The sequence below is a fragment of the Lacihabitans lacunae genome (assembly GCF_042649125.1).
GTDB classification, from domain to species: domain Bacteria; phylum Bacteroidota; class Bacteroidia; order Cytophagales; family Spirosomataceae; genus Leadbetterella; species Leadbetterella lacunae.
The window spans coordinates 4,838,208-4,864,692 of the sequence record NZ_JBHRYQ010000001.1 but is presented as its reverse complement, the minus strand read 5'-3'; the positions used below and the strand labels follow the sequence as shown (position 1 = coordinate 4,864,692).

Below are 26,485 nucleotides of genomic sequence, written 5' to 3'. Positions count from 1 at the left end.
ATAAAAATTCTTAATATGGTTGCAAAATTAGCATCAAAGTAGGTAGTTTCAAAATAAAAGAAGTTATTTAAAAAACCTCCAATTTGAAATACTTTCCGTACAAGAAAAACTAAAAAAAATAATAAATCTAATTAAAACTCGTGACTGCTGTCATAATTCAAATTACTCCAAATTATATCCTTTAACTCGGCAATGCCCTCATTTGTTAAAGATGAGAAAAATACAAAAGGCAGACCAGCAGGGATACTTTTAATGATTTTCTTTCTGTCTTTTTCAGACAAAAGTTCACATTTTGAAAATCCGAGAATTCTAGTTTTATCTAATAATTCAGGGTTAAATTTCTTCAATTCATTAACCAAAGTTTTGTAAACTTTCATTGGTTTTTCTTCCGAAGAATCTACTAAAAATAACAAGTTAGAATTACGCTCAATATGCCTTAAAAATCTCAATCCCAAACCTTTACCTTCAGATGCACCCTCAATGATTCCGGGAATATCGGCCATAACAAATGACTGAAAATCACGATAGGGAACCACCCCTAAATTAGGAACTAAAGTAGTAAACGGATAATCTGCTATTTCAGGTTTTGCGGCTGAAATAGTAGACAAAAGTGTAGATTTTCCAGCATTAGGAAGCCCTACCAAACCTACGTCTGCTAATATTTTTAATTCGAAAATAACCCACGCCTCTGTGCCTGGTATACCCGGTTGTGAATAATCAGGAGCTTGGTTGGTAGAATTTTTAAAATGGTGATTACCAAGGCCTCCCATTCCGCCTGGAATAAGAATTACCTCTTGCCCATCCTCAATTATTTCGGTCATCACTTCGCCAGTTTCAGGATTTCGAGCAATAGTACCCAAAGGAACTTCAATGATAATATCTTCACCTTGTGCACCCGATGATTTACTTTTTCCACCAGAAACTCCGTGCGATGCCTTTATGTGTTTTTTGTATTTTAGGTGTAACAGGGTCCAAAGTTGCTTATTACCTCTTACGATAATATGACCACCTCTACCACCGTCTCCACCGTCTGGACCACCTTTATCAACAAATTTCTCTCTCCTGAAGTGAGTAAAGCCTCTACCTCCATTTCCAGATGTTAAATTTATTTTTACGTAGTCTATAAAATTTGAAGTCATTGCTGAAGTATATATAAATATGATATGCTGCAAAAAAAACCATTTAGACTTTTGAAAGTCAGCATTTTTAAAACACAAAGTTAATAAACATTTGTGGGTAGGCCATCAAAACTTTTTTTCTTAGAAAAAATTGCGTTTTTTAAACTATCTAAAAAAGCAAAAAAGGACTTCAAACCAGAAGTCCTTTTTTATAATATAAATAAAATATTTTTTAATCTAAAGCAGCTACACCTGGTAATACTTTTCCTTCCATATATTCTAACAAAGCACCACCACCAGTAGAAACATAAGAAACTCTGTCGCCCATACCTGCATTGTTAATTGCAGACGCTGAATCTCCACCGCCTATCAATGAGAATGCATTATTTTCTTCGGTGGCTTTCACCACAGCTTCGGCAATTGCAGTTGTACCTGCAGCGAAATTAGGGAATTCAAATACACCCATTGGTCCGTTCCAAAGAATGGTTTTAGAGTTTTTAATCACTTCTTTAAATAGTTCGATAGATTTCGGTCCGATATCAAGACCTTCCCATCCATCCGGAATTTGGCCTTTCTCTACTACTTGTCTGTTTGCGTCATTACTGAAGTCGTCTGCAATAACATTATCAAGTGGCATGATGATGTTCACGCCTTTTGCTTTAGCTTTTTCTAAAATCTCTAGAGCTAAATCTTGCTTATCCGCTTCCAAAAGCGACTTCCCGATATTACCTCCCAATGCTTTTGAAAACGTATATGTCATTCCTCCACCTATAATAAGGTTATCAACTTTATCTAACAAACGCTCAATGATCAAAATTTTATCAGAGATTTTTGCTCCGCCCATAATAGCCGTAAATGGCTTCTCGGCGTTTTCTAATATGTATTGAGCATTGTCTATTTCTGCTTGCATCACTTTTCCACAGATTTTATCTGTAAAAAACTGACCTATTATTGCAGTTGAAGCATGTGCTCTGTGAGCAGTTCCAAATGCGTCATTTACCCAAACATCACCTAAAGAAGCAAGTTTTTTAGCAAATTCTACATCTCCTTTTTCTTCTTCTTTATAGAATCTTAAATTTTCTAATAACAAAACCTCTCCCGGCTGTAATGCAGCTGCTTGATCAATTGCAGATTGCCCAATACAGTCATCGGCAAATTTAACTGGCACTCCCAAAATCAAAGAAATTGGAGCAACTAGATGTTTTAACGAATATTTTTCAGTGGGACCATCTTTCGGTCTTCCCAAATGTGACATTAGAATACACGAACCTCCATCAGCAAGGATTTTTTTAATGGTAGGTATAGTGGCATTGATACGGGTATCATCTGTAATTTCGTGTCTCTCATTAAGAGGAACATTAAAATCTACACGTACAAGTGCTTTTTTGTTTGAGAAATCAAAAGAATCTATTGTTTTCATTGATTTGAAAGATTTTTATTCGGCATGAAAAATTGAGCAACAAAGGTAAAATTTATCGCTTATCTCAAATAGAATTTTGAGTGATATTATGATTAGTCAGACCAACAATGTATCAAAAATCCAATTTTTTATGTCAATTTTTACATTTGAAACTTAAAAACGCATGATGTAAAGGTATATAGAAAAAGATTTTCTTAAAATATTGTACTAGTTATTTGATTTTCAAGTATAAAAGACTAATTTTGCAGTCCGATTTTCGGAAAAAAGAATATTTTTTAACACTTATTTTTAGTCAAATGTTTCAAAACCAGTACGAAACAGTGTTCATTTTAACTCCCGTTTTATCTGAAGCCCAGATAAAGGACGCTGTTGACAAATTTAAATCAGTATTAACTGAAAATGGTGCTGAGATAGTAAATGAAGAGTCTTGGGGCCTTCGTAAGCTAGCTTATACTATACAGCACAAAAATACGGGCTACTATCAGTTATTTCAATTTAAAAGTTCTCCTACATTGGTAGCTATTTTAGAGACCGAGTTTAAACGTGACGAACGTATCATGAGATTTTTAACCACCCGCCTAGACAAAGATGCTTTAGCATATGCAAGTCGTAGAAAAAGTGGAGCAGGTAAATCAAAAGAAACCGCATCTGCGGAATAATAACTTTAAAATCATTTAAGATATGTCATTAGTAAACGAACCGGTAGAAAGAAAAGATTCCAATCGTAAAAAATACTGTAGATTCAAAAAATTAGGTATTAAATACGTTGATTATAAAGATCCAAACTTCCTTTTGAAGTTTTTGAACGAGCAAGGTAAAATTTTACCAAGAAGACTTACAGGTAACAGCCTTAAGTTTCAAAGAAAAGTGGCTACAGCTATCAAGCGTGCTCGTCACCTTGCTTTATTACCATATGTAGCTGACGGTTTGAAATAATCAAACAGATGTTTGCATAAGGTTATTCTTATAAACAACACTTAATTTAAAAATCAGAAATGGAAATAATATTAAAAACAGACATTGCGGGTTTAGGATACAAAAACGATGTCCTAACTGTTAAGCCAGGATATGGCCGCAATTATTTGATTCCACAAGGCTACGCAGTTTTAGCTACGGAATCAAACAAAAAAATAATGTCAGAAAACTTGAAGCAAGCGGCTCACAAAGCTGAAAAAATTCAAGCTGACGCTCAAGCAATTGCCGACCAAATCGGTACTGAGCCAATTGTTATCGCAATGAAAGTTGGTGAGTCAGGAAGAATTTTTGGTAGAGTTACATCTATCCAAATTTCTGATGTACTTGCTGCTAAAGGAATTGAGGTTGACAGAAAGAAAATTGCTGTTGAAGATATCAAATTCGTTGGAGAGTACAAAGCTCTAGTAGATCTTCATAAAGAAGTGAAACACGAGATCACTGTAAACGTTGTAGCTGAAGAGATAGAAATTATCTAATTCAATACACGCTAAACGCAAAAAGAGCGATTTGTAAATTACAAATCGCTCTTTTTATTTGGAGACAATTCTAGTTATTTTAATGTAACCATCCACTTTGCAATCTGCATTGCTTCGTCTTTAGGAACTTGGCTCATTGGAGCCATTGGAGGGTATCCGGCCCAGTTAGACGGCTTCGGCTTATATATCAATTCCACAATTTGCTCTGGCTTATACTTCTTTTTAGCCATTACCTCTTTGTAAGCAGGCCCTACAAGTTTATTGTCAGGATTGTGACAAGCCAAACATGTGTTTTTCTGCAAAAGTTTTTGAATATTGGGTGGAATCTTAGTTTGAGCTTTAGCGGCAGCTATTGTAGCAAATACAAAAGCAAGAGACAAAATCGTTTTTTTCATTTTCTTTGAGGTATTCTAATTGAACAAATCTTAAATTACAGAAGTAAAGATAATCTAAAATTGTTTTTTTTCCATATAATGTGTTGTTAATACCTTGTTAAAAACTACAAACGTTTGCGAACATGCCAACCGCCATTATTCGTCTTTCTGATATTTAACTCGAAGAACACTTGCCTTCACTCCTATTTCCTCAAAATATCGTAACCAAAACAACTGCTGATGGCTTAGGTTGTCATTTGGACCTTTTATTTCGACTAGTTCGTAATGGCTCTCAGACCAAACCAACAAGTCAGGAAAGCCTCGTGAGTTTTCAACTAAATTTTCTGCCATTTTTCTGACGATCGACCTTAAACTCTCTAAGTCTATACGTATAACTATTATACGCACTAATGTCCAAATCTCTTCTAGCCAAACCACAAATGGATTGGCAGTATCTAGATGCTTTGTGAAATTAAGCCACAAGTACTCCAGAAGCTCGTCAGAATCAGAAAACTCCATAAGCTTGGCCTCTACTTGCTCATGCCTTTTCTCATAAAAATCTGGCAAATATAAATCTGAGGGCCTTCGCTGAAAAGGATGGTGAAAACTAACCAAAGTAGGATCAAAAATAATATCCCAAAGCCAAAGCCCAAAAATAGACCGCCACGGATAGTTTTCAGAGAAAGCCGCTTCAAATTCATTTTCGAAAAAATAATCAATTGCACCTAACTCCACTTGATTTTTGTAAATTTTGGATATCACTATTTCTTTGGAGTTTTGCAGCCAGGTAGTAGTTTGTTTCTTGGACTTTTTGGTGCCTAAGTTGCCAATGAAATATTCCGCAAAGTACTGCTCGTCGTTATTCTGGGGCTGTTCAATCATAAGTTCACACCAAGTTTTAGCCTCCTCTATATTTCCCAACTTTGCAAGGCAACGCGTCAAACGCTCTCTTGCAGGTGCTATAGGCGTAGTTTTATAGACTTCTATGGCATAACCCGGTTGTTTGGCCCTTTCGAAAAACCGAGCTACTCGTAGAGCCAACTTATCAAAAGAAGGTTTGGCAATTGGACTTAGGTCTTTTATAGTATCAAAAAGCGTCATGTACCATTCCAAAACCTCCTGAGTTTCTACAGACTTTGAAAGTTCATCAAAAATCAAAAACTGATCGGACACCATCCACTTGTCGTCTGCATCTTTTCTAGTTTCAAATCTCGCCACGAGGTCGTCTTCTTGTTGTTGATAGTACTGCACCAGGCCCATATCTCTAAGGACAAACTCGGTCATATCCATGGCTCTATTTCCAAAAAATAAAAACCTTAAAAATGACACCTCCATTTCGAAGTTCATTTTTACTATTTCCGTGGCCTCATTTATTATTTTGATTAGCTCTGAATAATCGAATTCGGCGAGTAAATAAGAAACTATAACCTCTTTCTTTTCGGACTTCATAGAATTGAGCGAAAAAAACTTTAACAACTCCGCTTTGGTCAATACATCGAGCAGGTCTTTTGTTAAATGCAGATGCTCTAAAGGGTCAGGTTTTGATAAAAAACCTGCTTTTAAAAGGGTTTTGAGTTGTGAAGGTATATCTTGAAGTTCCTCGTATTTTAAATTGTCTGATCTAAAAAAAAGGCCTTTCCTATTCGTAAATCGAATAAAAAGGCACTGAGCGTCTTCGGGAAGTGTATAATATTTCCTTAAAAAACTCCACTCGGAAGTATTAAGCAAATGGTGATATTTTTCTTTTACAAAAGTCAGTAAATACTCGAAGTTAGTATGGTAATATTTGGGAGGAAGTACTATTTTCTCTTCCATATTATTATACTTCTATTTTTAGGCCATCATATGCTAGTTTGATGCCTTCAGGTAGCTTCTCGTCTATTTCTCTATGCAAGCCTAGCTTATGGCTAATATGCGTAAAATAGGTTTCTGGAGCACCAACATGATTCGCTATCTCGATGGCTTCTTGCAAACTAAAATGAGAGATATGAGGGGAATTTTGTAAGGCATTCAAAACAAAGACTTTGGAGCCTTTAGCTTTCGCTAGTTCGGTATCCGATATCTTGTTAGCGTCTGTTATATAAGTAAAATCACCAATTCTGTAACCAAATACTTGTAGTTTATGGTGCAGCACATCTATTGGCTGAACCTTAATACCTACTGCCTCAAACGGTTCGTTTACAACTTCGTTACATTCAATGATAGGCACACCCGGATATGGATTTTCTTGAAATGCGTAGTAATACTCTTGTTTGAGTTGATTCAAAACACGATTATGAGCATAAATCGGTAGATTTTTCAGACCACTTAGATAATTATATGGCCGAATGTCATCAAGACCACCGGTGTGATCTTTGTGTTCATGCGTAAAAATAACAGCGTCTAGGTGAGAAATACTTTCTCTAAGGGCTTGCTGACGGAAGTCAGGCCCGGTGTCGAAAATAATATTCTTATTTCCTTCTTGTAGTAAAATAGACACTCGAAGTCTCTTGTCTCTAAAGTCGAGTGAAGAACATACAGCACACTTACAGGTAAGAACAGGTACTCCCGAAGAAGTACCCGTGCCTAAAAATGTGATTTTCATTTTATTTTTCGGTAAGGGCTTTAACCACAATTACCAATTTGTCAAAATTCAAAGGCTTCATCAAAACATCATTAAAACCTGCATCCTTAAACTCTTCTTCTGAGTAGTTGCGGGCATTTCCTGTAATGGCTACTACAGGCACTTTGGCTTTAGCGGTGTCGTCAAGCTCACGAATGGCTTTAACGCACTCCATGCCATCCATGATAGGCATATTGATATCTAATAAAATAATATCAAAGTCTTCTTTATTTAACAACTGAATTACTTGCTCCCCGTTTTTAACGGCAGTAATTTCGAAATTTTGGAATTCTAAAATCTTCTTTACAAGATTCTGAATAACGGAACTATCTTCAGCTATTAAAACTCTATTGGGTGTTGGCATGAGGAAATACTTTTAAAAATGTTAAAGTGTAAATATACTTTAAAACACTAATCTTTGAAAAAAAACAGCATTGAATTCGTAAAAAAAGATTAAAAAACATAAAAATGGGCAATATGACAGAAATGAATATTAATTTTGATAAAAAAATTGACGTTTGGAGAAAATCAATTTAAAACCCAATAAGAAAATATACTTCGCTTCTGATTTTCATTTAGGTGCACCTACGCACAAGAAAAGCCTAGAAAGAGAAAAAAGAATATGCAAATGGCTTGACCAAATCAAGGCAGATGCACAGATTCTGTTTTTGGTGGGAGATCTATTTGATTTTTGGCATGAATACAAGCAAACGGTTCCCAAAGGCTATGTGCGTTTTCTGGGTAAACTTGCTGAACTAAGCGATTCAGGCATTAGAATTATAATTTTCTCGGGAAACCACGACATGTGGATGGAGGACTATTTTAACAATGAAATAGGAACTGAGACATATCATGAACCTCAACAATTTGATATAAACAACAAACGTTTTTTTATTGGTCATGGGGATGGACTTGGGCCTGGAGATTACAGTTACAAGTTTTTGAAAGTTGTTTTCAAAAATCCAATCTGCAGATTTATGTTTGGGAGGGTGCTTCACTCTAACCTTGGTATGTGGCTTGGTAACAAATGGGCGAGCCACTCATGGAAACAAAACGACAAAGAAGAAGACGGAAACGCCTTTGTATCAGAAGAAAAGGAAATACTGCTTTCTTTTTGCAAAGAGAAAGAAAAAGAAAGTCATTTCGACTTTTATGTATTTGGCCACAGGCATCAGAAATTTGATTTTAATGTAACTGAAAATAGTAAATATTATAACCTTGGAGACTGGATAAGATTTTATTCTTATGGAGAATTTGATGGTGAAAACTTTAGATTAATCGATAATAAAAACACATGAACGGAAGAGTATTAGTAACAGGTGGATGTGGTTTTGTAGGCTCAAACCTAGCTATAAAGCTAAAAACTGATTATCCTGCATTAGAAATAGTTGTTTTAGATAACCTCAAAAGAAGAGGCTCTGAGTTAAATTTGCCAAGACTAAAAGAACTAGGGATAGCCTTTGTGCATGGTGACATCAGAAACAAAGAGGACTTTGACGAAGTTGGCGAAATTGACATTTTGTTAGAAGCAGCAGCAGAACCTTCTGTGCTTGCAGGAATAAACTCTACGCCTGACTATGTCCTAAACTCAAACCTCGTTGGAACTATAAACTGCTTAAACTTTGCTCTAAAAAACAAAGCCAAGTTTATATTTTTATCTACAAGTAGAATCTACCCGATTCATAATCTCAACAAAATAAGCTACACCGAAAGTGCAACTCGTTTTGAAATAGACGAAACCCAGACACTTCCGGGTGTAGGACCTAACGGCATAGCCGAAAACTTTGACCTTAACGGGGCTCGGTCTTTTTATGGAACCAGCAAACTTGCTTCAGAGCTTTTGATACAAGAATATGTTGAGTTTTATGGCTTGAAGGCTGTAATAAACCGTTGTGGGGTTATCACCGGACCTTGGCAAATGGGGAAAATAGACCAAGGCGTAGTAGTGCTTTGGCTTGCAAAACATTATTGGAAAAACAACCTTAGCTACATAGGATTTGGAGGTGAAGGCAAACAAGTACGAGATATTTTGCACATTACGGACCTCTACGAACTTATAAAACTAGAACTACTTGACATCGACCACTTTTCAGGTCAAATATTTAATGTAGGGGGCGGAAAAGAAATCTCCGTTTCGCTACAAGAACTTACCGCTATTTGTGAAGAAGTCACGGGTAATAAAATAGAAATCAGCCAAGTAGCAGAAAACAGGTCGGCGGATATTCCGATATATATAACTGACAACACCAAAATAACGAACCACTGCGGTTGGAAACCTCAAATAGGTCCGAAAGAGATATTATCTGATGTGTTTGAATGGCTTAAAAATAATGAAGAAAGCGTAAAAAAACTATTAAGCTAATTAGCATGAAACTAAGTATTGTAATGCCTGCCTACAACGAGGAGGAATCTATTGGAGAAACTGTGAGTACCCTAACCGAAGCTTTGTCAAAAACAGATATCCCTTATGAATTGTTGGTAGTAAATGATAATTCAAAAGATAAAACAGAGCAGCGATTAATCGAATTAAAAAAAGATAACCCTCACTTAACCTATGTTACAAACCCTGGCCCAAATGGCTTTGGTTATGCCATAAGATACGGTTTGGATAGATTTACGGGCGACTGCGTAGCCGTTATGATGGCCGACTTGTCTGATTCTCCTGAAGATTTAATTAAGTACTACAACACCATGCTAACCGAAAAGGTAGATTGTGTATTTGGTAGTCGTTGGGCAAAAGGCGGTCAGGTAATTGACTACCCACCCATGAAAAAAGTGATAAACCGTGTAGCAAACAGAATCATTCGTTTTGTGATGAATATTAGCTACAATGATACCACCAATGCATTTAAACTTTATAAAAAAGAAGTCATAAAAGGCGTACAACCTATTTTAGCTCCTCATTTTAATCTTACCATCGAATTGCCATTAAAGGCCATCATAAGGGGCTTTAGCTACACAGTGGTACCAAACTCGTGGACAAATAGAAAGTACGGGGAATCGAAATTGAAAATTAAAGAAATGGGTAGTAGATATTTCTTTATCTTGATGTATTGCTTTATAGAAAAATATTTTTCGAGAGGAGACTTTAAGGTTAAATCTTAAACCTCCTCCATCTCTTTTTTGGCAGAAAAGTAACCTCTCAAAACAGTAAAGGTGGTTACTGCCAAAAAGAAGAAGATTATGTAGTGTACGTAGTGAATAAGTCCAGGGTAGTTGATTCCTAAAATATAACCTCCACCAACTAATACAAATACCCAAATGAAGCCTCCAATAAAATTATAGAGCGAAAATCTAAAGAAGTTCATCTTTACTAGGCCTGCCATTATTGGAGCGAAAGTCCTGACTATTGGCAAAAAACGGGCAATTATGAGTGTTCTGCTTCCGTATTTTTCAAAATACTTCTGGGTTTTAGAAATGTATTTTTGTTTAAAAAACAGGGAGTCTTTTTTGTTTTCAATTTTATCTCCGAAAAATCTTCCGGAAATATAACCCGTATAGGTTCCTAAGACCGCTGCTAAAAAAATACCAGAGAAAAGGCTAACTAAACTGACGTCTAAAAGTTTAGTAGAACAAAATACGCCGGAAAGAAACAGTAAGTAGTCACCAGGAAGAAAGAAACCAAAGAACAGTCCATTTTCGATGTATACTATCAGGATAATAGCCAGCAAACCACCAGTTTGGATGATTTCCTGCGAATTCATGATATAATTAAAAAATGAAATAACCTGTTCCACGCTAATAAATTGAAATTATGTAAATATAGGGCGTAAAAAATTAATTCTAGGGCATTTGAAATATTTTAACTCCAAATTTCTTAGAATAAATATACGCCTTTGGGCTCATCTCCAGATAACACCACCTGCACATGCTCAGTCAAAGTAGTAGAGAGACTATACCCTACATAATCTGCCGATATCGGATATTTTGGATGGCTCCTGTCGACCAGCACCGCTACCTGAAGTTTCTGTAATGGAATACTCAAAAAAGGTCTTAAACAGAAAGCAAGTGTTTTTCCGGTATTCAATACATCGTCTATTAATATCACCGTTTTATTTTTAAAAGTATCCACCTCGCTTATCACTTCTATATCGGGTTGGAAATTTGACATTTTATCAAATTTGAGCTTGGCGATACTTATTTTTATTTCAGATATTTCATTTAAATATTTTTCTAATAGTGTGGCAAAAACATAGCCTTGACCGTCTATCCCTGCCAATATGATTTCTTTTTCTTCGAAATTATTCTCATATATCTGATATGCGAGCCTTTTTATTTTCTGATTGGTTTTGGTTTCGTCCAAATGCTGAGTTCTATCTGCTGTCATTCTTAAATTTATAAAATTGATTTTTGTCAATCACAGAGTTGGCATAGTTTCTGTATTTACATTATTGACCATGTCAGGAACAAATATATAACAAAACGGATACAATCAGAATTATGAAACATTTAATTAGCATTGTTTTATTTTTAACATTTAGTAGTGCTACCTATAAAAATAACAATACGGAGAAATTAGGATTAACGGAGGTCTCAAAAATAATAAGCACCTCATTTAAAGGTGGCAACTCTGATTTACTTAGCAGCTGTTTAGATAGTGAAATAGAACTTATAATAGATGGAGAAAAAATAGAATTTCAAAAATTGCCAAGCAATCAAGCAAAAAACATTTTGAATTCATTTTTCAGAAAAAACCCTCCACTATCGTTTAGCTACGTGTATCAAGGTAATAGTAGCTCAGAGCTTAAATATAGTATTGGTAACTATAGAAGCAAAAACAGCGACTACTATGTGTACATGTTGATCAAAAAAACCAAAAACAACCAATATTTGATTAACACTTTACAGCTAAAGAAAGGATAATCTTTATTTTTTTAGATATTTTTAAGAGGTTCGGATATCATCCGAGCCTTTTTTTTTATTTTTGCACCACAAAAAAATAAGTTGATGATTGTAAAAACAAAAAAGTTTGCCCTAGATAAAAAATTATATATCAATAAGGCCTTTAAAAACCAAATGAAAACTAGCTGGAAATGGTTACTTATACCTGCGGCAGTGGCTATATTGGGTCTTGTGTTACACTTTACAGGTACCTACAAAAACTGGTGGATTCTGATCACTGCTGTAATTGGGGGTGGCTTATTTGTTGCGTTTTGGTATATTCAATTTTATGCTGCCACACAAATGGAGCAAAACAAACAGATGTTTGACAAGTTTGCTTATGAGATTGACAGTAGACAAATATTAGTGAAAATAAACGCCAAAGAGGGCGGAATAGTTAAATGGGATACTATATTGTCTGCAGAGAAAGACGAGACGGGATATTTTTTACATATCGGCAGAGGTCAGTTTTTACATTTTGCTAACAATGTATTTACCTCTGAGAATGACCAAAAGCTTTTGGAATCGATCTTAAGAAGAAAGAATTTATTGTAAGATAAAAAAAGAAGATTATCTGATTGAAACTTAAAGGTCAATCAGATAATCTATCATTGCCATATCAATAGCTTGGTCGGCATTTAAACCCTCTTTAAGATAATAAAGACACGACTTTAAAAATCCTACTTCCTCTTCGTTATTAAATACGCCTTTACTTACTTCCATTACTTGCTCTATATATTCAGCAGGAACAAATACTCGGGTTTGATGCATCATATTTTGTTTTGTTTAAAACAAAAGCCTCAAATAAAATGCCAAGGTGGGAAAAAATAATTTTGTATTTTTTTTCAAAAAATATTTAGAACCAACTATTTTTTCGAAAACTTCAGAATCTGCAAAGGCTCATTTTATTAACTTTCTGATATATAATATCTTATAACAAAACTACCTCTTTTAATAGATTTTCTGTCTTTTACGTTGATTAGCCTATTATTTTTGAGTTAAAAATCAAATTTAAACTTTGGCACAGGGGCGTTAGGGCTTAATTGTTGTTATTTTTTACTTTTTGGGAAACAAAAATAGGAAATAAATCAGTTTTTCCAAGTTTGGATACTACACTAAAAAAATCAAGAAATTATCGTTTATTTTTTCCTTAAATAAAATTATAAGAAATCAGACCACACTTTTTTTTCCAAAAGAGAAAAAGGATGTCCAGTAAATGGAAAGAAAATTGAATTTCTATACCGCTAAAACTGCATTTGTTTTTTGCCTAAACAAAAAAAAGACTAGCCCAATAAGGAACTAGTCTAAATGTATGTATTTAATAATTATTTTTGAATCTTTTTGATGGTGATAGGAATACATATTTTTGGTGGACAAACACAATTCTCCTCCACATAAATAGGGCAACAGTTATTTCCATTACACGTATTGCCGTCTACAGTAATTGTGTATTGCCCCGCCGCAATGGCACTGTACGTAACACTTGTGGCTCCTTGAATTATTTGACCGTCTTTGTACCACTGGTAACTCGTGTGACCAGTTTCGGCAGCTAAAAGGGCTGATTCGTTTCTCTCGGCACAAATTTGAATCGGAACACTTATACACGCTTTCGAGTAATCGTCTTCGGTAGGGTCTTGATCTCCAGGTGTAGAGTCTACATCGTTGTAATTAGACGACTGCACCCAAGCCACGTTGCAGTTAGTACCGCCGATACTTGTCAGCACTAAAGCTTTGATAACCAAGGTGTCTTTGCCATTCTTGCCAAGTGACAAACCACTCCACATTTTAGTGGTAGAATTATAAGTACCGCTAGTGGCGTTTGCCGAAATAAACCTTAGGTTAACTCCCAAACTATCTTTTATTGTAGCCGTAACCTGTAAGTTCAAGGTATCTTCTCTTTGCACTACCAAAGTATAAGTGATAGTATCTCCTATTTGTCTTTTGCAATTGCCATCCACGTTTTGCGTTAACTTCAAGTCAACTTCATAGCTTTGCGGCAGATATAAAATAGTAGGGTCACTATTGCCTGGCTGCGAAACATTTCCATTGTCTGAAACGTCGCTCACTACTAAACTGTTTGGATCTTGGCCGTTTACAGTGGCCGTATTGGTTACTGTGCCTCTTAGTACATCTTGTAGTTTTAAAATATAAAGTGCTTTTGCTGTGCCTATTCCTGCAGGTTGTAATACAGAAGGCGTAAGCACCAATGGAGTTTTAGCTACCAAAGTGTCCGTAATACTTAGGTTTGACACTGGCACATTTCCTTTATTCACTACCGAAAATGTATATTCTATGGTATCGCCTACATATCCTTTTCCGAATAAAACCGCAGTTTTGGTTAATTCAAGTAAGCTTGTGTACGTATAGGTAATTTTTATTTTAGCAGTATCACTTTGTCCCGTTCCTGTTTCTATCAAGCTGTAAATTTTGTCTGACGGTTGTTTGTAATAACCACTTGTTGGCGAAAACGTCACTCTTCCGTTTGCCGGATTATAAATGTACGTTCCCTCTCCAATTACAGTAAGACTATGCTGCACTCCTGCACTTGCAAGGTTAAGGTCTACATCTACTTTGCCAAATACCGCTTGCGAATTATCACTTAGTTTGTCATTTAATAAAATATCCAAAATGACATTTGTCATAGGTAAATTATTAAGACTTTGGTCTGAGTTTGCAACTGGATTTGCTTGTACATAATCAACCGTAATGGTGGCTGTGCCTTGGGCAAACGTTGTTTTATCCGTGATTAAATACGTTATAGGTGTTGGGTCGCTCGTGAAACCAACTTCAGGAGTGAATGTTAAAACTCCTGAGGCAGGAACATAAACCCATGTACCTTGACCCGGTACCTTTAGGGTATCTTCTACTGCAGGCGTATTTGGGTTCAAGTCAATGATAACACTACTAGGAGTAGCTTTTGAATCGTTTGAAAGCGAATCATTTTGAATGATATTGATTGAGACAGGTGTACCTAAAGTGTTTCCTACAGATTGGTCATTAGTAGCTACTACAGGCTCAGCAAACGTAAGTGTGATGGTAGCCGTATCAGTTAAGAATGTACTTTTTTCGATTAAAATATATTGAATAGGAGCTGGATTTGTTTTCAAAGCAGTATCTGGTTTAAAAGTAACCATGCCTGTATTTGAGTTATACAAATAGACCCCTACTTTATTTACTTTAAACGAATCTTGGTTTCCTGCTTTTGTTAAATCTAAATCTACATAAACTAGGGTCTCATTTGCCAAAGTGCCATCTGCCAAAACATCGTTTTTAACAATATTTAATGAAACCGGCGTTTGAGGCAAATTACCTAATTTGGCATCATTTACTGCCACAGGCGGAACCGGAATGTACAATACCGTAACCGATGCTTGAGAATTAGCTCCCGTTCCTATTTCAGTTATCAAATATTGGATTGGATCCGGATTGCCCGAAAATCCATTTTCAGGTTTAAATGTTAGAACTCCTGTTACTGGATTATAAATCCAAGTTCCTTGATAAGGTACTTTTAGTGTATCCTCTACTCCTACTGTGTTTGGATCTAAATCTATTATTACATCACCTGGAGTCGCCTTTACGCCATTGCTCAGGGTATCGTTTGACACAATATTTAACTGAGCGGATTGCCCTGGAGTATTTGAATTACTTTGGTCTTCATTCGCAATCATTTGTAATTTGTAAGTAACCGTAATTAAGGCCGTATCAGATAGCATGTTTGAGTTTTCAATCAAAACATATTTGATTGGCGTTGGATTTCCTGCCAAACTAGTACTTGGCGTAAATGTAACCAAACCTGTGCTGGTGCTATAGCTATATACTCCTTGGTTATTTACGGTTAGCGTATTTTGATTTCCTGCTAAAGTTGGATTTAGATCTACAGTTACAATATTTCTAGATGCTACTTGTTTATTGCTCAAGGTATCATTTGCAAGTATTGAAAGGGTTACCGTAGTACCTTTGTCATTATCTAACTTTGAATCATTATTTGCTATTGGAGCTTTTTCAAAATAGTCAACATGAATAATTGCATTTGAACTAAGTCCCGTTAATTTTTCAATTAAACTATACGTAATATCCGTTGGGTCAGTGGTGAAATTAATGGCTGGCGTAAATGAAACGTTACCCGTTAAACTATCATACGCCCACACACCTTGATTGGCAACAGCTAGTGAAGTCTGAACGCCACTTAAAGTAGTATTTAAATCTACCCTAACTTTACTAGCCACAACAGCCGTACTGTCTGAAAGCTTGTCGTTTGTCAGGATATTTAATGTTGCGACAGTACCCACAGCGTTTGCAAGTTTAGAATCATTAAAGGCCTTTGGTGCCACTTCGGTATATTCTACATTGATTCGTGCCGAAGAACTCAACCCAGTCGATTTCTCGATTAAATTATACGTGATATCCGTTGGGTCAGTTGTAAAACCAGCCGCAGGCATGAATGAAACATTTCCACTTAAACTGTCGTATGACCATACGCCTTGATTTGCTAAAGTTAGCATGGTTTGAACACCGGCCATACTAGTATTTAAATCTACACGTACTCTACTTGGCAATGCAGCAGTACTATCCGATAATTTATCATTTGTTAGTATATTTAACACTACTGTATTACCTGGCTTATTTGCCAAGCTTTCGTCGTTTTTAGCCTTTGGCGGCACTTCCGTGTATTCTACGTTAATTAATGCTTGAGCCGAAAGTCCCGTTATTTTTTCTATTAAAAGATACGGAATATCCGTTGGGTCAGTGGTAAAACCGATTGAAGGAATAAACGATACATTTCCGCTTAGACTGTCGTAAGTCCAGATACCTTCATTTGCTACAGTCAAACTATTCTGAATACCCGAAAGGCTTGGGTTTAGATCTATTTTTATTTTACTTAAAACGATAGCCGAACTGTCAGAAAGTTTATCATTTGAAATGATATTCAAAATCACCGTATCGCCGGGCTTATTGCTTAAACTTTCGCCGTTTTTAGCATACGGTGGCAATTCTGTGTATTCTGCATTTATTAAAGCAGAACTGCTAAAGCCTGTAATTTTTTCTATTAAAGCATAAGAAATATCTGTAGGGTCTGTAGTGAAACCGGTCTCAGGAGCAAAAGTAACGTTACCACTTAAGCTATCGTACGACCAAACACCTTGGTTTGTTACTGAGAGTACAGTTTGCACACCCGCCAAACTAGGATTTAAATCCACTCTAACTTTTGAGGCTACTGCAACGGTACTGTCAGATAATTTGTCATTTGAGACAATATTTAGAACCACCGTTTTGCCTGGCTTATTGGCTAAACTCTCGTCATTTTTTGCAAAAGGAGGAATTTCATTATAAGTTACTTTTACAATGGTGGTATCGCTCAAGCCATTGGACTTGGCAATTAGGTTATAAATGATAACACTCGGGTCTGTAGTAAAGCCAGCTTCGGGAGTAAATAATAATATTCCGCTTAAGCTGTCATACCCCCAAACTCCTTGATTAATTACTGTCAAAGAATTTTGAGTTCCTGCCATTGTAAGGTTTAAATCTACCTGAACTTTGCTTGGAGTGGCCACACTGCTATCAGAAAGCATATCGTTTGCCAAAACATTCAATGAAACTTTCTTACCTGGCGTATTTCCTAGGTTTTCATCTTTTATGGCAATTGGGGGATACTGTAGGTACTCTACATTTAGCAACCCTTCATCGCTAAGCCCGTTAGATTTATCCGTCAAAACGTATGTAATATCTGTAGGATTGGCAGTAAAGCCTGGATATGGAGTAAAAGTAAGGACACCTGTGGTGTCTACATAGGTCCATATACCTTCTCCACTCACTATCAAAGTGTCTTGCACACCCGGAAGTGCTGGGTTTAAATCTACTGTAACAGTACTTGGCGAAACAGGCGAATTATCAGATAATTTATCATTTGCCAAAATATTTACACTTACTGCTTGCCCTGGGGTATTACCCAAGTTTTGGTCATTATTAGCAGCAGGAGGCATATATTCTACATTAATCATTGCAGTATCGTTCAGCCCTGTTAATTTTTCTATTAACACATACGGTATGTCTGTTGGGTTTAGAGTAAAAGTAACCTCAGGCATAAATGATGCATTTCCAGTAACACTGTCGTACGACCAAATGCCCTGACCCGCTACCACATAAGTGATTTGAACACCCGCAATACTAGGATTTAAGTCTACCATAACTTTACTGGCTTGAGCCGCAGTACTATCAGATAACTTATCGTTTGTTAGTAAATTTAGAACAACTAAATCACCTGAAGTATTTCCTAGGCTTTCGTCATTTTTTGCATATGGAGGTCTTTCTAAATATTGAATTGTAATTAAGGCATTATCGCTTAATCCCGTTAGTTTTTCCATTAGCGTATACGAAATAATGGTAGGATCAGTAGTAAATCCTGCTTCAGGTGTAAATGTTACATTTCCACTTAAGCTGTCATATTTCCAAACCCCCTCATTAGGTACTATCAAAGTGGTTTGAACGCCTGCAATATTCTCATTTAAGTCTACGCGGACTTTGGCAGGTAAAACTGCACTACTGTCAGAAAGCAAATCGTTTGTAAGCAAATTTAACTCTACAGTTTTTCCAGGAGTATTTGCTAAACTTTGGTCGTATTTAGCATAAGGATTCACTTCGTTATACCCTACTCTAACGATTGTGGTATCGCTTAGTCCTGTTGATTTTTCAACTAAACTATAAATAATATCACTTGGATCGGTAGTAAAACCAATTTCAGGCGTAAACGTTAATTTTCCACTTAAGCTATCATATGCCCAAACCCCTTGGTTAGGAACCGAATATGTCGTTTGCTCACCCGCTAAAGCAATATTTACATCTACACGAACTTTGCTCAATATCGCCGCACTGCTATCTGAAAGCATATCATTGTTCAAAATATTAAGTGTAGCTTTATTGCCAGGAGCGTTGCCTAGGTTTTCGTCTTTTATAGCTATAGGAGGAAATCTCTGATACTCTATATTCAATACACCCAAATCTTTTAAACCCGTTAACTTCTCTGTTATTTGATACGTAATATCTGTTGGGTCTGTTGTAAAGCCGGGTTCTGGCGTAAATGTAAGTACACCTGTAGCTGAATTGTATGTCCAAACTCCTTCGCCCACAACTTTAAGCGTATCTTGAACTCCAGATAGAGACGGATTTAAATCTACTATTACTGCACTTGGCGTTGCAGTAGAATTGTCAGAAAGCTTATCATTTGCTAGAATATTAACACTAACCGTGTCTCCAGGTAAAATGGCCAACTGCTCATCGTTATTTGCTACTGGCGGAATGTATTCAATATTAATTTTTGCGGTATCGCTTAGTCCAGTTAGTTTTTCAATAATAATATATGAAATATCCGTTGGGTTATTTGTTATTTCTACAGCAGGTTTAAATGTAACATTTCCAGTAAGGCTATCATATACCCAAACCCCCTCACCAGACACCACTAAACTATCTTGAACTCCTGTAAGCGTACTATTTAAATCTACTTTCACTTCTGAGGCCAAAGGTGCTTTCGCATCTGCTATTTTATCATTGCCTATAATATTCAACGTTACAGTAGAACCTCCAATATTATTTAGTTTTTCGTCGTCTGTTGCTACTGGTGGACTAGCCACAAAGTTTACAGTTACGGTAGCAGGTGTTGGATCTTCCACAATGGCATTGTCTACAAAAGCATACTGAAAAGTAACCGTTCCAGCGTTTTCAAACGAAGGGTCCAAAGTCAATAAAGCAGGGTCATAATTAAAAATAGTATCTTTTTCTATAACCGCCACGCCGTCATAATACAAGATTGCATTGACAGGTAACACTTTAATCGTGATGCGATTATTAGCACCAAGAGCACCATCTTCGGAGTCTGATCCTGAAACAGTCGGTACCGTTACCTGATTAGTACCAAATGGGTTTGGCAAAGTGACAGAAGCTGGATTTGACTCTGGTGCTTTATTTATTCCAAACAAAACCCCACTTATGTCTGAAGCGACCAATTTAACTGCTGTTTCACCGTCAATTACTCCATCACCTCCGCTTGCGATGCCTTCGCCAGTAAGGTTAAAACCTGCAGGGAGTACGGTAGCAGGAGGAGTATTGCCAATTTGACCAGGTAGATTGCTGATTCTAACTTTATAATTTCCAGAATCAAATTTATTAAATCCATAAAAACCATCTACAGTTACTGTATCAATGGCCACTACTTTGTTTGTACTGTCTACTAAATATGCATACAAACCGCCAGCATTACTTCCTACTCCATTTATGAGATTGTCTTTAAGGGCATTGCCATCTTGATAAACTGTACCTGATATAGATAAACAATAAGGCAATCTAATATTTAGGCTTCCTGATTGCTCTTCTAATCCCCAAAACCAAGTATTTATTGTTCTCAAGTTACCGAAGTCATCACTCGCGTCTGTGGTGGCATTGCCATCTGTAGTGGCGGTAGCAGGCGGTGTAATTAATGTAGTACCATATGCTCCATTCCAAGCATGACCCGGAGAAGCCTGTCCATTTATACTATTGTCTATACCTGGTCCTGTGGTGTTATTTAAATTGGTACCGTTTCCTGTAATATTTGTCAAGTGACTGTCGTCCCAATACATTTTCACAACCGAAACTGATGCAGGTGAAACCGCAGAAATTTGAAAACCTTTTGAATTTACTTCAGCATCATAAACGGGCATATTTATTCTACCTCTTAGCATCGAGATTGTAGAGTTCATGGTTGAGTTTGCAGCTAAAGCTACTCCCAATCCATTTTTTCCATCCCAAGGCATAAAATTATTTCCAGCAACTACGTCTTTTTGTTCTAAAATAACGTCGGCAGTTCCTGCCTGAAATCCAGCAACACCATTTAAATCTAAAAGAAACCTTACGTCTCCATTTACATTAGAAAAATATGGAATTAGATATCCTCCCGGGCATCCAGTGATTTTACCGTTAATAGTTGGAGCGGTTGCTAATGCCGCAGGCGGATATTGAGTACCGTCTGGTTGGTTTAAAAAAGTTTTGAAACCACCTACTAGTGTGGGAGAAGAGGCACCAGATGTAACTGACCTTCTTCCAATAAACCAATCTGTTTCGTCTGAATTAACGCCATAGCTGTTAAAAGCCGGAACAAATGCCAATGGCTGAAAATCTGTAAATTGAACTTTTACTACGGTCTGATCAGCTGTAAATGTATATAAAGTAGGGTCAATGTAATCGGTAAAATCACCTCTCCAGTTTGTGGTAGGTGAAGTGGCTCTAAAACTCCATTTTTCTGCATATACTCTACCGTTAATTCTGGAACCAGCGGCGGTAGCAACTTGAAAGTCAAAAAATGGAATATTGAAGTTTCCGTTTGAGGAAGTAGCTCCTGCGTTTGAACTTCTATATATTTCTATGTAATAATCGTCGTTTGCAGTTGGGTCAAATACTATTGGCGTGTAACCAGTCGGGGCGGTTGCGTTTATATTAGCACCAGCGAGTGCTTTGGCATGCGTATCTATCTGAGTACGGTCTAATAAGGCTGGACCTTTAACCACAGTACCTGCAGAATTTAGAATACGGTAATATGCATCGGTAACGGAAGTGTTTGGGTTATTGCTTGTCACACAGTTACCAACTCCAAAATAGAAGTTTTCGGTGGTGTGATTGCCGATTTTAAAATAAATCCTATCCTCTGAAGCGGCATTAAAGTTTGAGCCCACACCTGTGGAAGGAGAAAAATACAAACTTGTAATCTTAGTTGAGTTTGGACTTAATTCTTTGGTACCCTCACCATAGGAATGAAATGCAAAAAGTAATAGACTTAAAAGTTTTAAAATCGTTTTTTGACTTACGATTTTAGTTTGGTTTTTATTAGGAAAGGTATTCATTGTAACTAAACAATAGTTAGTTTCGTATTTAATTCTCTAGAAAGCTCTTCGAATAGAATATTATTTACGGGCAAACTAAAAGTGATTATTTTTTTTCTCAAAAGTATAGTTGTCAATTAACATGCCAACAAATACACCTTAAGCAAAATATCTCACATTTTCATTACAATACATTAATTATAAGCACATTAATACGAAATAAAATATTAAAAAATATATCAAAAAAGCCATTAAACATAAAAATCTCCCTGTAAGAGGAGATTTTTGAAATTATAAAATGTAGTTGTGCGTGACTTAATAAACCAACGATTACAATTGGAAAAATACGTTTATTTATTTCTTATTTAAAATCATCAAATTCATAGATTGGGTCTAAATGGTCTTCATGAGACATCGTAACTATTGGGTTCACAATTCCGTTATTTAAACCATATACCCACCCATGAATAAACGGACGTTGCTCTGTATTCCACAGCTTTTGAATCACAGTAGTTTTAGACAAATTATGCACCTGCTCAATCACATTCAACTCAACCAATCTATCTAGCCTTTCGGTTTCATCTGTAAGTGCATCCAATTCCATTCTATGTATCCTATACACGTCTTTGATGTTTCTAACCCATTTATTAATTATTCCAAAATTTTGGTTAGACATAGCGGCTTTTACGCCTCCACAGTTATAGTGTCCACACACAATAATGTGTTTTACTTTGAGATATACTACAGCATATTCCAATACTGAAAGGAGGTTTAGGTCAGTATGGATTACCATATTAGCAATATTTCTATGCACAAATATCTGCCCTGGCTGGGTGCCGGTAATTTGATCGGCAGGCACTCGGCTATCGCTGCAGCCTATCCACAAAAACTGAGGAGTTTGAATATCCTCTAGTCTTTTGAAGAATTGAGGATCTTTGGCTACTTGACCTTCAGCCCATTCCTTATTGTTACTAATTAGTTTTTCTATTTCTTTCATTTATAAATAACGTTATTTTGATATTGAAACTACCTTTTTATCACTTTTAAGCTCATAGTTGTCTTTCATGCCTATTGTTTCGCACTTTATATTTTTTATAGGAGCTTTTATTTCTATAAATTCTTTGAGTATTTCTAGTACGTCAAAATCAATATAAAGAGAGTTTGATGCGTCTATTAATACGTTTGAATTATCCGGAATTCTGTCTAAAGTTTCTCTGATACTGGCTTTATTTAGAAAAGAAACTTCTTCTGATAGTCTAATTTTTATGGTATCTCCTTCTTGATGAGATTCTTTATTGAAGAAATATGAATTTCTAAAATTACCGTATAAGATATATACGATACTTACTCCTAAACCAATAGATACGCCTTTTAACAAGTCAAGGAAAACCACTGCCAAAATCGTTACTACAAAAGGCAACCATTGATATCTGCCGTTTTTAAACATTTGCTTAAAAATACTCGGCTTAGCTAACTTGTAACCTGTATGAAGTAGAATCGCTGCCAGTGCAGCCAGAGGGATTTTATTTAAAAGTCCCGGAATTAGCACAACACTTCCAAATAACAAGAGCCCATGAAATATAGTAGATACTTTGGTTTTTCCTTTGGCGTTTAGATTTGCACTACTTCTTACAATCACACTTGTGATGGGCAAACCTCCGAACATTCCTGATATAGAATTACCAATTCCTTGAGCTATTAACTCTCTATTTGTATTTGTTACTCTATTTTCAGGGTCAAGTTTATCAATGGCTTCAATACATAACAAGGACTCTATAGAAGCCACTGCGGCAATAGTTAATGCAAAAACCCATACTTGCGGGTTTTGAATTTGAGAAAAATCAGGGAAACTAAAGAATCCTAAAAACTCAGTTACACTACTTGGCACTGGCACAGAAACCTTGTGTCTATCGCCCACATAAAGGAAATCGATGGTTTTAAATAAAGCCTCATTTACGAAAACTCCCGCAAACACAGCCGCCAAACCACCCGGTATAATTTTAGATATGTTTTTTAGTTTTGGATTTTCAAATAACAAAATAACCAACAAACCAATAACTGCTATTAATGTAGCTCCAATATCGATATGCTCAACGGCCGAAATAAGTCCGGTGATGGAGTTCTCTCCATCTATCTGTAAAAAAGCTAAATCTCCTTCTATGTCTTTGTCGTATCCTAAAGCATGCGGAATTTGTTTAAGAATAATAATAATTCCTATACCCGAAAGCATTCCTTTGATAACATTGGAAGGGAAATAATTTGCAATAATCCCTGCCTTAAATAGGCCAAAAGCGATTTGGATAAAACCAGCGATAAAAACAGTTAGCAAAAACGCTTCAAATGAACCCAAAGTGGCAATTGCAGATATAACAACCGCCACAAGGCCAGCTGCTGGCCCACTGACGCTCAACTGACTATTGCCAAGTAAACCGATAACTACTCCTCCGATTACACCTGCTAATATTCCACTAAAAAAAGGGGCTCCAGAAGCCAGTGAAATACCCAAACACAGCGGCAAGGCCACAAGAAAAACCACTAGACCGGCTGGTAAGTCGTATTTTAAATTTGAAATATAAGTATCGAAAGATTTAGATGCCATTCGTTTAATTTAGATTTATTTGAGGTAGTACCACAAAAATCGATAAATTTTCTGAGGGCTTATTATTTCTAATACTATTCTAATATGATTTTAATCTTGCAGAATCGGTAGTTTTATTCGGACAATCAAGCCCTTTGGTATATTAGATTGAAATTCGAGTTCCCCGCCGTGTAGTCTAATAATGTTTCGTGTAAGAGGCAATCCGATGCCGTAACCTTCAAACTCACGTGTGTTTGAGGCTCTAAAAAACGGGTCAAACAAAAATGGGATTTCTGCCTCTGGTACACCGATTCCTTTATCTTCAATACTTACTACAATCGTGTCTTTTTCCCAATAAACAATACATTTCACTTCATCGTTTTTGGAATACTTAATTGCATTTGATACCACATTAGAAATAGCCAAAAGTAACAATTGCTTGTTGCCTGACACTATTAACCTCTCGTGTTTTTTGGGCAAATTTGAAAACTGAAATTGTAGTTTATTCTCTGGATTTATGTTATTAAGAGTGTGTTTAACATCTATAAGCAGTTCGTCTACTCTACACTCTTCAAATTTCAGATTTTGTTTACTAAAACCTGTTTGAGCCAAATACAAAAGTGCTTGAGTTTTATTATTTAATTTTTCAGCTTCTGAAAGAATAATCTGAAGTGTGTCTTTATATCGGTTTATGTCTCGGTCTTTGCTCAATGCCAAGTCAGCCTCCGCTATAATAGTTGTTAATGGAGTTCTGAGCTCATGAGAGGCGTTCGAAACAAAATTATTTTGTGCCTCAAAAGAAGTCTCTAACCTATCTAACATGGAGTTAAAAGTATCGGTCAAAACAGCCAACTCTTGATTGTCTTCGATATTTGGAATTCTCAAATTAAGATTCCCCGCCCCTATTTCGTTTACTTTATCCGAGATTTCTTTAAGGGGTTTCGTGATTTTGTCAGAAAACCAAAAAGAAACAAAAAGTGTAAGCAATATAGAAACTATAAAAGTTGCTATTAACAACTGCCTCAAAAACACCACATGGTGGGTATTGTAATAGTTTTCGGCAGAAACTATCACTAAATATTCTTTTCCCGCAACTTTATATTTTATCCCAGTAAAAAATCGAGTTTCTGAGTTGCCTGATGCTTCCTTTTTAAGAATTACATCAGAAATAAATTTAGAGGGTACCCCTATTTGTCTGGCGTACGTATTTTTGTCGGTTAAAGTATCCAAAGCTACTATGAAGTCTTTTTCTTTGGCCAATTTTTCTAAATACTCAGACTTAAATTCTTTCATGTAACTGGCGTCTTTATGAAAGTCAAGTTCAATTTTGGCCGTGGTTATCGCCCTAATGTGAAGCCGCTCATGAAAGTTCCGATACGAATATTGGGTAATTGAATAATAGATAAAACCTCCAAAAATCAGGATAAAGCCCAAAAGGATGGCAAAAAGTAGGGAGATTATTTTATTTTGAGTTGACATTGTTTTCTCTTAAGGTATAGCCCATGCCTACCACCGTTTGTATCACTTTAGGACAGCCTTGCTTGTCTAGTTTTTTTCTAAGATAATTTATATAAACATCTACCACATTGGTGCTAAGATCAAAATTGATTCCCCAAACGTCTTCTAATATCTGCTGTCTTGAAAAAACCTTATTCGGCATTTTCATGAAGAGTTTCAAAAGATTATACTCCGTAGTAGTTAATGTAACTTCGTTTTTACCCACGAACACGGTCTTGGCGGTGTCGTCTAAACTGATAACCGAAAAAGTTAAAATCTCTTTTTGATCATCCAAGCTATTGAGATTTGCTCTTCTGAGCAATGAATTTATTCTAGCATTTAATTCTATAAATTTAAAAGGCTTCACCAAATAATCATCAGCTCCTTTGTTAAGACCTTCGGCTACGTTTTCGGCAGTACCAAGTGCAGTTAATAATAAAATAGGCACTTGAGACTTCTTTCTGATTTCAACACAAAGCTCCAAGCCGCTGATTTTGGGCAGCATAATATCCAAAATAAGTATATCATAGTCATTTATGGTAAACATATAAAGGCCTTTTTCGCCATCATTTGCTACTTCTACGACATAGTTTTCTTCTTGTAGGCCTCTTTTTACTACACCACAAACTTGCAGATCATCTTCAACTAACAATATCCTCTTCAACTTTTCTTCTGTTTTTGATTATCCGTAAAAATATGATAAAAATATGCATAACAAA

22 protein-coding genes are annotated in these 26,485 nt (G+C 36.1%); 8 read left to right on the top strand and 14 right to left on the bottom strand.

The genetic code is table 11. From position 1 onward, the window contains the following. Positions 1-131: 131 nt before the first annotated feature. Positions 132-1,139 (bottom strand): GTPase ObgE, encoded by a 1,008-nt coding sequence (gene obgE, locus ACFOOI_RS20590; RefSeq protein WP_379839981.1) that lies wholly within the window; start codon positions 1,137-1,139, stop codon positions 132-134. 211 nt (positions 1,140-1,350) lie between these two features. Then, positions 1,351-2,538, bottom strand: a complete 1,188-nt coding sequence (locus ACFOOI_RS20585; protein WP_379839980.1) for a phosphoglycerate kinase — start codon at positions 2,536-2,538, stop codon at positions 1,351-1,353. A 296-nt stretch (positions 2,539-2,834) separates the two neighbouring features. Here ACFOOI_RS20585 and rpsF point away from each other — a divergent pair, with 296 nt between their 5' ends. From rpsF to rplI, 3 genes are read left to right on the top strand one after another with little or no spacing between them, the layout of a single operon-like run. Continuing rightward, complete coding sequence (gene rpsF / locus ACFOOI_RS20580; protein WP_379839979.1) at positions 2,835-3,197, top strand: 30S ribosomal protein S6; 363 nt, start codon at positions 2,835-2,837, stop codon at positions 3,195-3,197. A gap of 22 nt (positions 3,198-3,219) precedes the next feature. Next, complete coding sequence (gene rpsR, locus ACFOOI_RS20575) at positions 3,220-3,474, top strand: 30S ribosomal protein S18 (protein WP_379839978.1); 255 nt, start codon at positions 3,220-3,222, stop codon at positions 3,472-3,474. A 59-nt stretch (positions 3,475-3,533) separates the two neighbouring features. After that, positions 3,534-3,989, top strand: coding sequence for a 50S ribosomal protein L9 (gene rplI / locus ACFOOI_RS20570; RefSeq protein WP_379839977.1), 456 nt, complete (start codon positions 3,534-3,536; stop codon positions 3,987-3,989). Between the two features lie 74 nt (positions 3,990-4,063). Here rplI and ACFOOI_RS20565 read toward each other — a convergent pair whose 3' ends face one another. From ACFOOI_RS20565 to ACFOOI_RS20550, 4 genes are all read right to left on the bottom strand, one after another. Continuing rightward, on the bottom strand, positions 4,064-4,384 hold the full coding sequence (locus ACFOOI_RS20565; RefSeq protein ID WP_379839976.1) for a c-type cytochrome: 321 nt from the start codon (positions 4,382-4,384) through the stop codon (positions 4,064-4,066). 135 nt (positions 4,385-4,519) lie between these two features. Further along, complete coding sequence (locus ACFOOI_RS20560; RefSeq protein ID WP_379839975.1) at positions 4,520-6,178, bottom strand: VRR-NUC domain-containing protein; 1,659 nt, start codon at positions 6,176-6,178, stop codon at positions 4,520-4,522. A 4-nt stretch (positions 6,179-6,182) separates the two neighbouring features. Continuing rightward, on the bottom strand, positions 6,183-6,947 hold the full coding sequence (locus ACFOOI_RS20555; protein ID WP_379839974.1) for an MBL fold metallo-hydrolase: 765 nt from the start codon (positions 6,945-6,947) through the stop codon (positions 6,183-6,185). A gap of 1 nt (position 6,948) precedes the next feature. Then, complete coding sequence (locus ACFOOI_RS20550) at positions 6,949-7,329, bottom strand: response regulator (protein WP_379839973.1); 381 nt, start codon at positions 7,327-7,329, stop codon at positions 6,949-6,951. Between the two features lie 154 nt (positions 7,330-7,483). On the opposite strand from ACFOOI_RS20550, the gene ACFOOI_RS20545 reads away from it, so the two are divergent. Genes ACFOOI_RS20545 through ACFOOI_RS20535 form a run of 3 tightly spaced genes read left to right on the top strand, consistent with a single transcriptional unit; the run spans position 7,484 to position 10,070 of the window. Further along, positions 7,484-8,263, top strand: coding sequence for a UDP-2,3-diacylglucosamine diphosphatase (locus ACFOOI_RS20545; protein ID WP_379839972.1), 780 nt, complete (start codon positions 7,484-7,486; stop codon positions 8,261-8,263). After that, positions 8,260-9,327, top strand: a complete 1,068-nt coding sequence (locus ACFOOI_RS20540) for an NAD-dependent epimerase/dehydratase family protein (protein ID WP_379839971.1) — start codon at positions 8,260-8,262, stop codon at positions 9,325-9,327. The genes ACFOOI_RS20545 and ACFOOI_RS20540 overlap by 4 nt, the downstream gene beginning before the upstream one ends. Before the next feature lie 5 nt (positions 9,328-9,332). Next, positions 9,333-10,070: a glycosyltransferase family 2 protein gene (locus tag ACFOOI_RS20535; protein WP_379839970.1), complete on the top strand. Its 738-nt coding sequence runs from the start codon at positions 9,333-9,335 to the stop codon at positions 10,068-10,070. Here the strand turns inward: ACFOOI_RS20535 and ACFOOI_RS20530 are convergent. Next, the gene (locus ACFOOI_RS20530) at positions 10,067-10,702 is read right to left on the bottom strand and encodes a DedA family protein (protein ID WP_379839969.1); all 636 of its coding nucleotides are present in this window, start codon (positions 10,700-10,702) and stop codon (positions 10,067-10,069) included. The two genes, ACFOOI_RS20535 and ACFOOI_RS20530, sit on opposite strands and share 4 nt — an antisense overlap. A gap of 80 nt (positions 10,703-10,782) precedes the next feature. Beyond that, positions 10,783-11,292 carry a phosphoribosyltransferase family protein gene (locus tag ACFOOI_RS20525; protein WP_379839968.1) on the bottom strand — a complete coding sequence of 170 codons (510 nt, stop codon included), beginning with the start codon at positions 11,290-11,292 and terminating at the stop codon, positions 10,783-10,785. Between the two features lie 113 nt (positions 11,293-11,405). Between ACFOOI_RS20525 and ACFOOI_RS20520 the strand changes: the two genes are divergently transcribed. Further along, positions 11,406-11,828 carry a DUF4783 domain-containing protein gene (locus ACFOOI_RS20520; RefSeq protein WP_379839967.1) on the top strand — a complete coding sequence of 141 codons (423 nt, stop codon included), beginning with the start codon at positions 11,406-11,408 and terminating at the stop codon, positions 11,826-11,828. 153 nt (positions 11,829-11,981) lie between these two features. After that, complete coding sequence (locus ACFOOI_RS20515) at positions 11,982-12,401, top strand: YcxB family protein (protein ID WP_379839966.1); 420 nt, start codon at positions 11,982-11,984, stop codon at positions 12,399-12,401. A 30-nt stretch (positions 12,402-12,431) separates the two neighbouring features. Here the strand turns inward: ACFOOI_RS20515 and ACFOOI_RS20510 are convergent, their stop codons facing one another. From ACFOOI_RS20510 to ACFOOI_RS20485, 6 genes are all read right to left on the bottom strand, one after another. Further along, entirely contained in the window at positions 12,432-12,620 is a 189-nt protein-coding gene (locus tag ACFOOI_RS20510; RefSeq protein WP_379839965.1) for a hypothetical protein, read from the bottom strand. Between the two features lie 551 nt (positions 12,621-13,171). Further along, the gene (locus tag ACFOOI_RS20505; RefSeq protein WP_379839964.1) at positions 13,172-21,712 is read right to left on the bottom strand and encodes a DUF7507 domain-containing protein; all 8,541 of its coding nucleotides are present in this window, start codon (positions 21,710-21,712) and stop codon (positions 13,172-13,174) included. Positions 21,713-22,052: 340 nt separating this feature from the next. After that, positions 22,053-22,688, bottom strand: a complete 636-nt coding sequence (gene can, locus ACFOOI_RS20500) for a carbonate dehydratase (protein WP_379839963.1) — start codon at positions 22,686-22,688, stop codon at positions 22,053-22,055. Positions 22,689-22,700: 12 nt separating this feature from the next. Beyond that, a complete protein-coding gene (locus ACFOOI_RS20495; RefSeq protein WP_379839962.1) occupies positions 22,701-24,290 on the bottom strand; it encodes a SulP family inorganic anion transporter in 1,590 nt (529 codons plus the stop codon). Between the two features lie 90 nt (positions 24,291-24,380). Beyond that, positions 24,381-25,748 carry a HAMP domain-containing sensor histidine kinase gene (locus tag ACFOOI_RS20490; RefSeq protein ID WP_379839961.1) on the bottom strand — a complete coding sequence of 456 codons (1,368 nt, stop codon included), beginning with the start codon at positions 25,746-25,748 and terminating at the stop codon, positions 24,381-24,383. Further along, the gene (locus ACFOOI_RS20485; protein WP_379839960.1) at positions 25,732-26,430 is read right to left on the bottom strand and encodes a response regulator transcription factor; all 699 of its coding nucleotides are present in this window, start codon (positions 26,428-26,430) and stop codon (positions 25,732-25,734) included. The genes ACFOOI_RS20490 and ACFOOI_RS20485 overlap by 17 nt, the downstream gene beginning before the upstream one ends. Positions 26,431-26,485 lie beyond the last annotated feature (55 nt).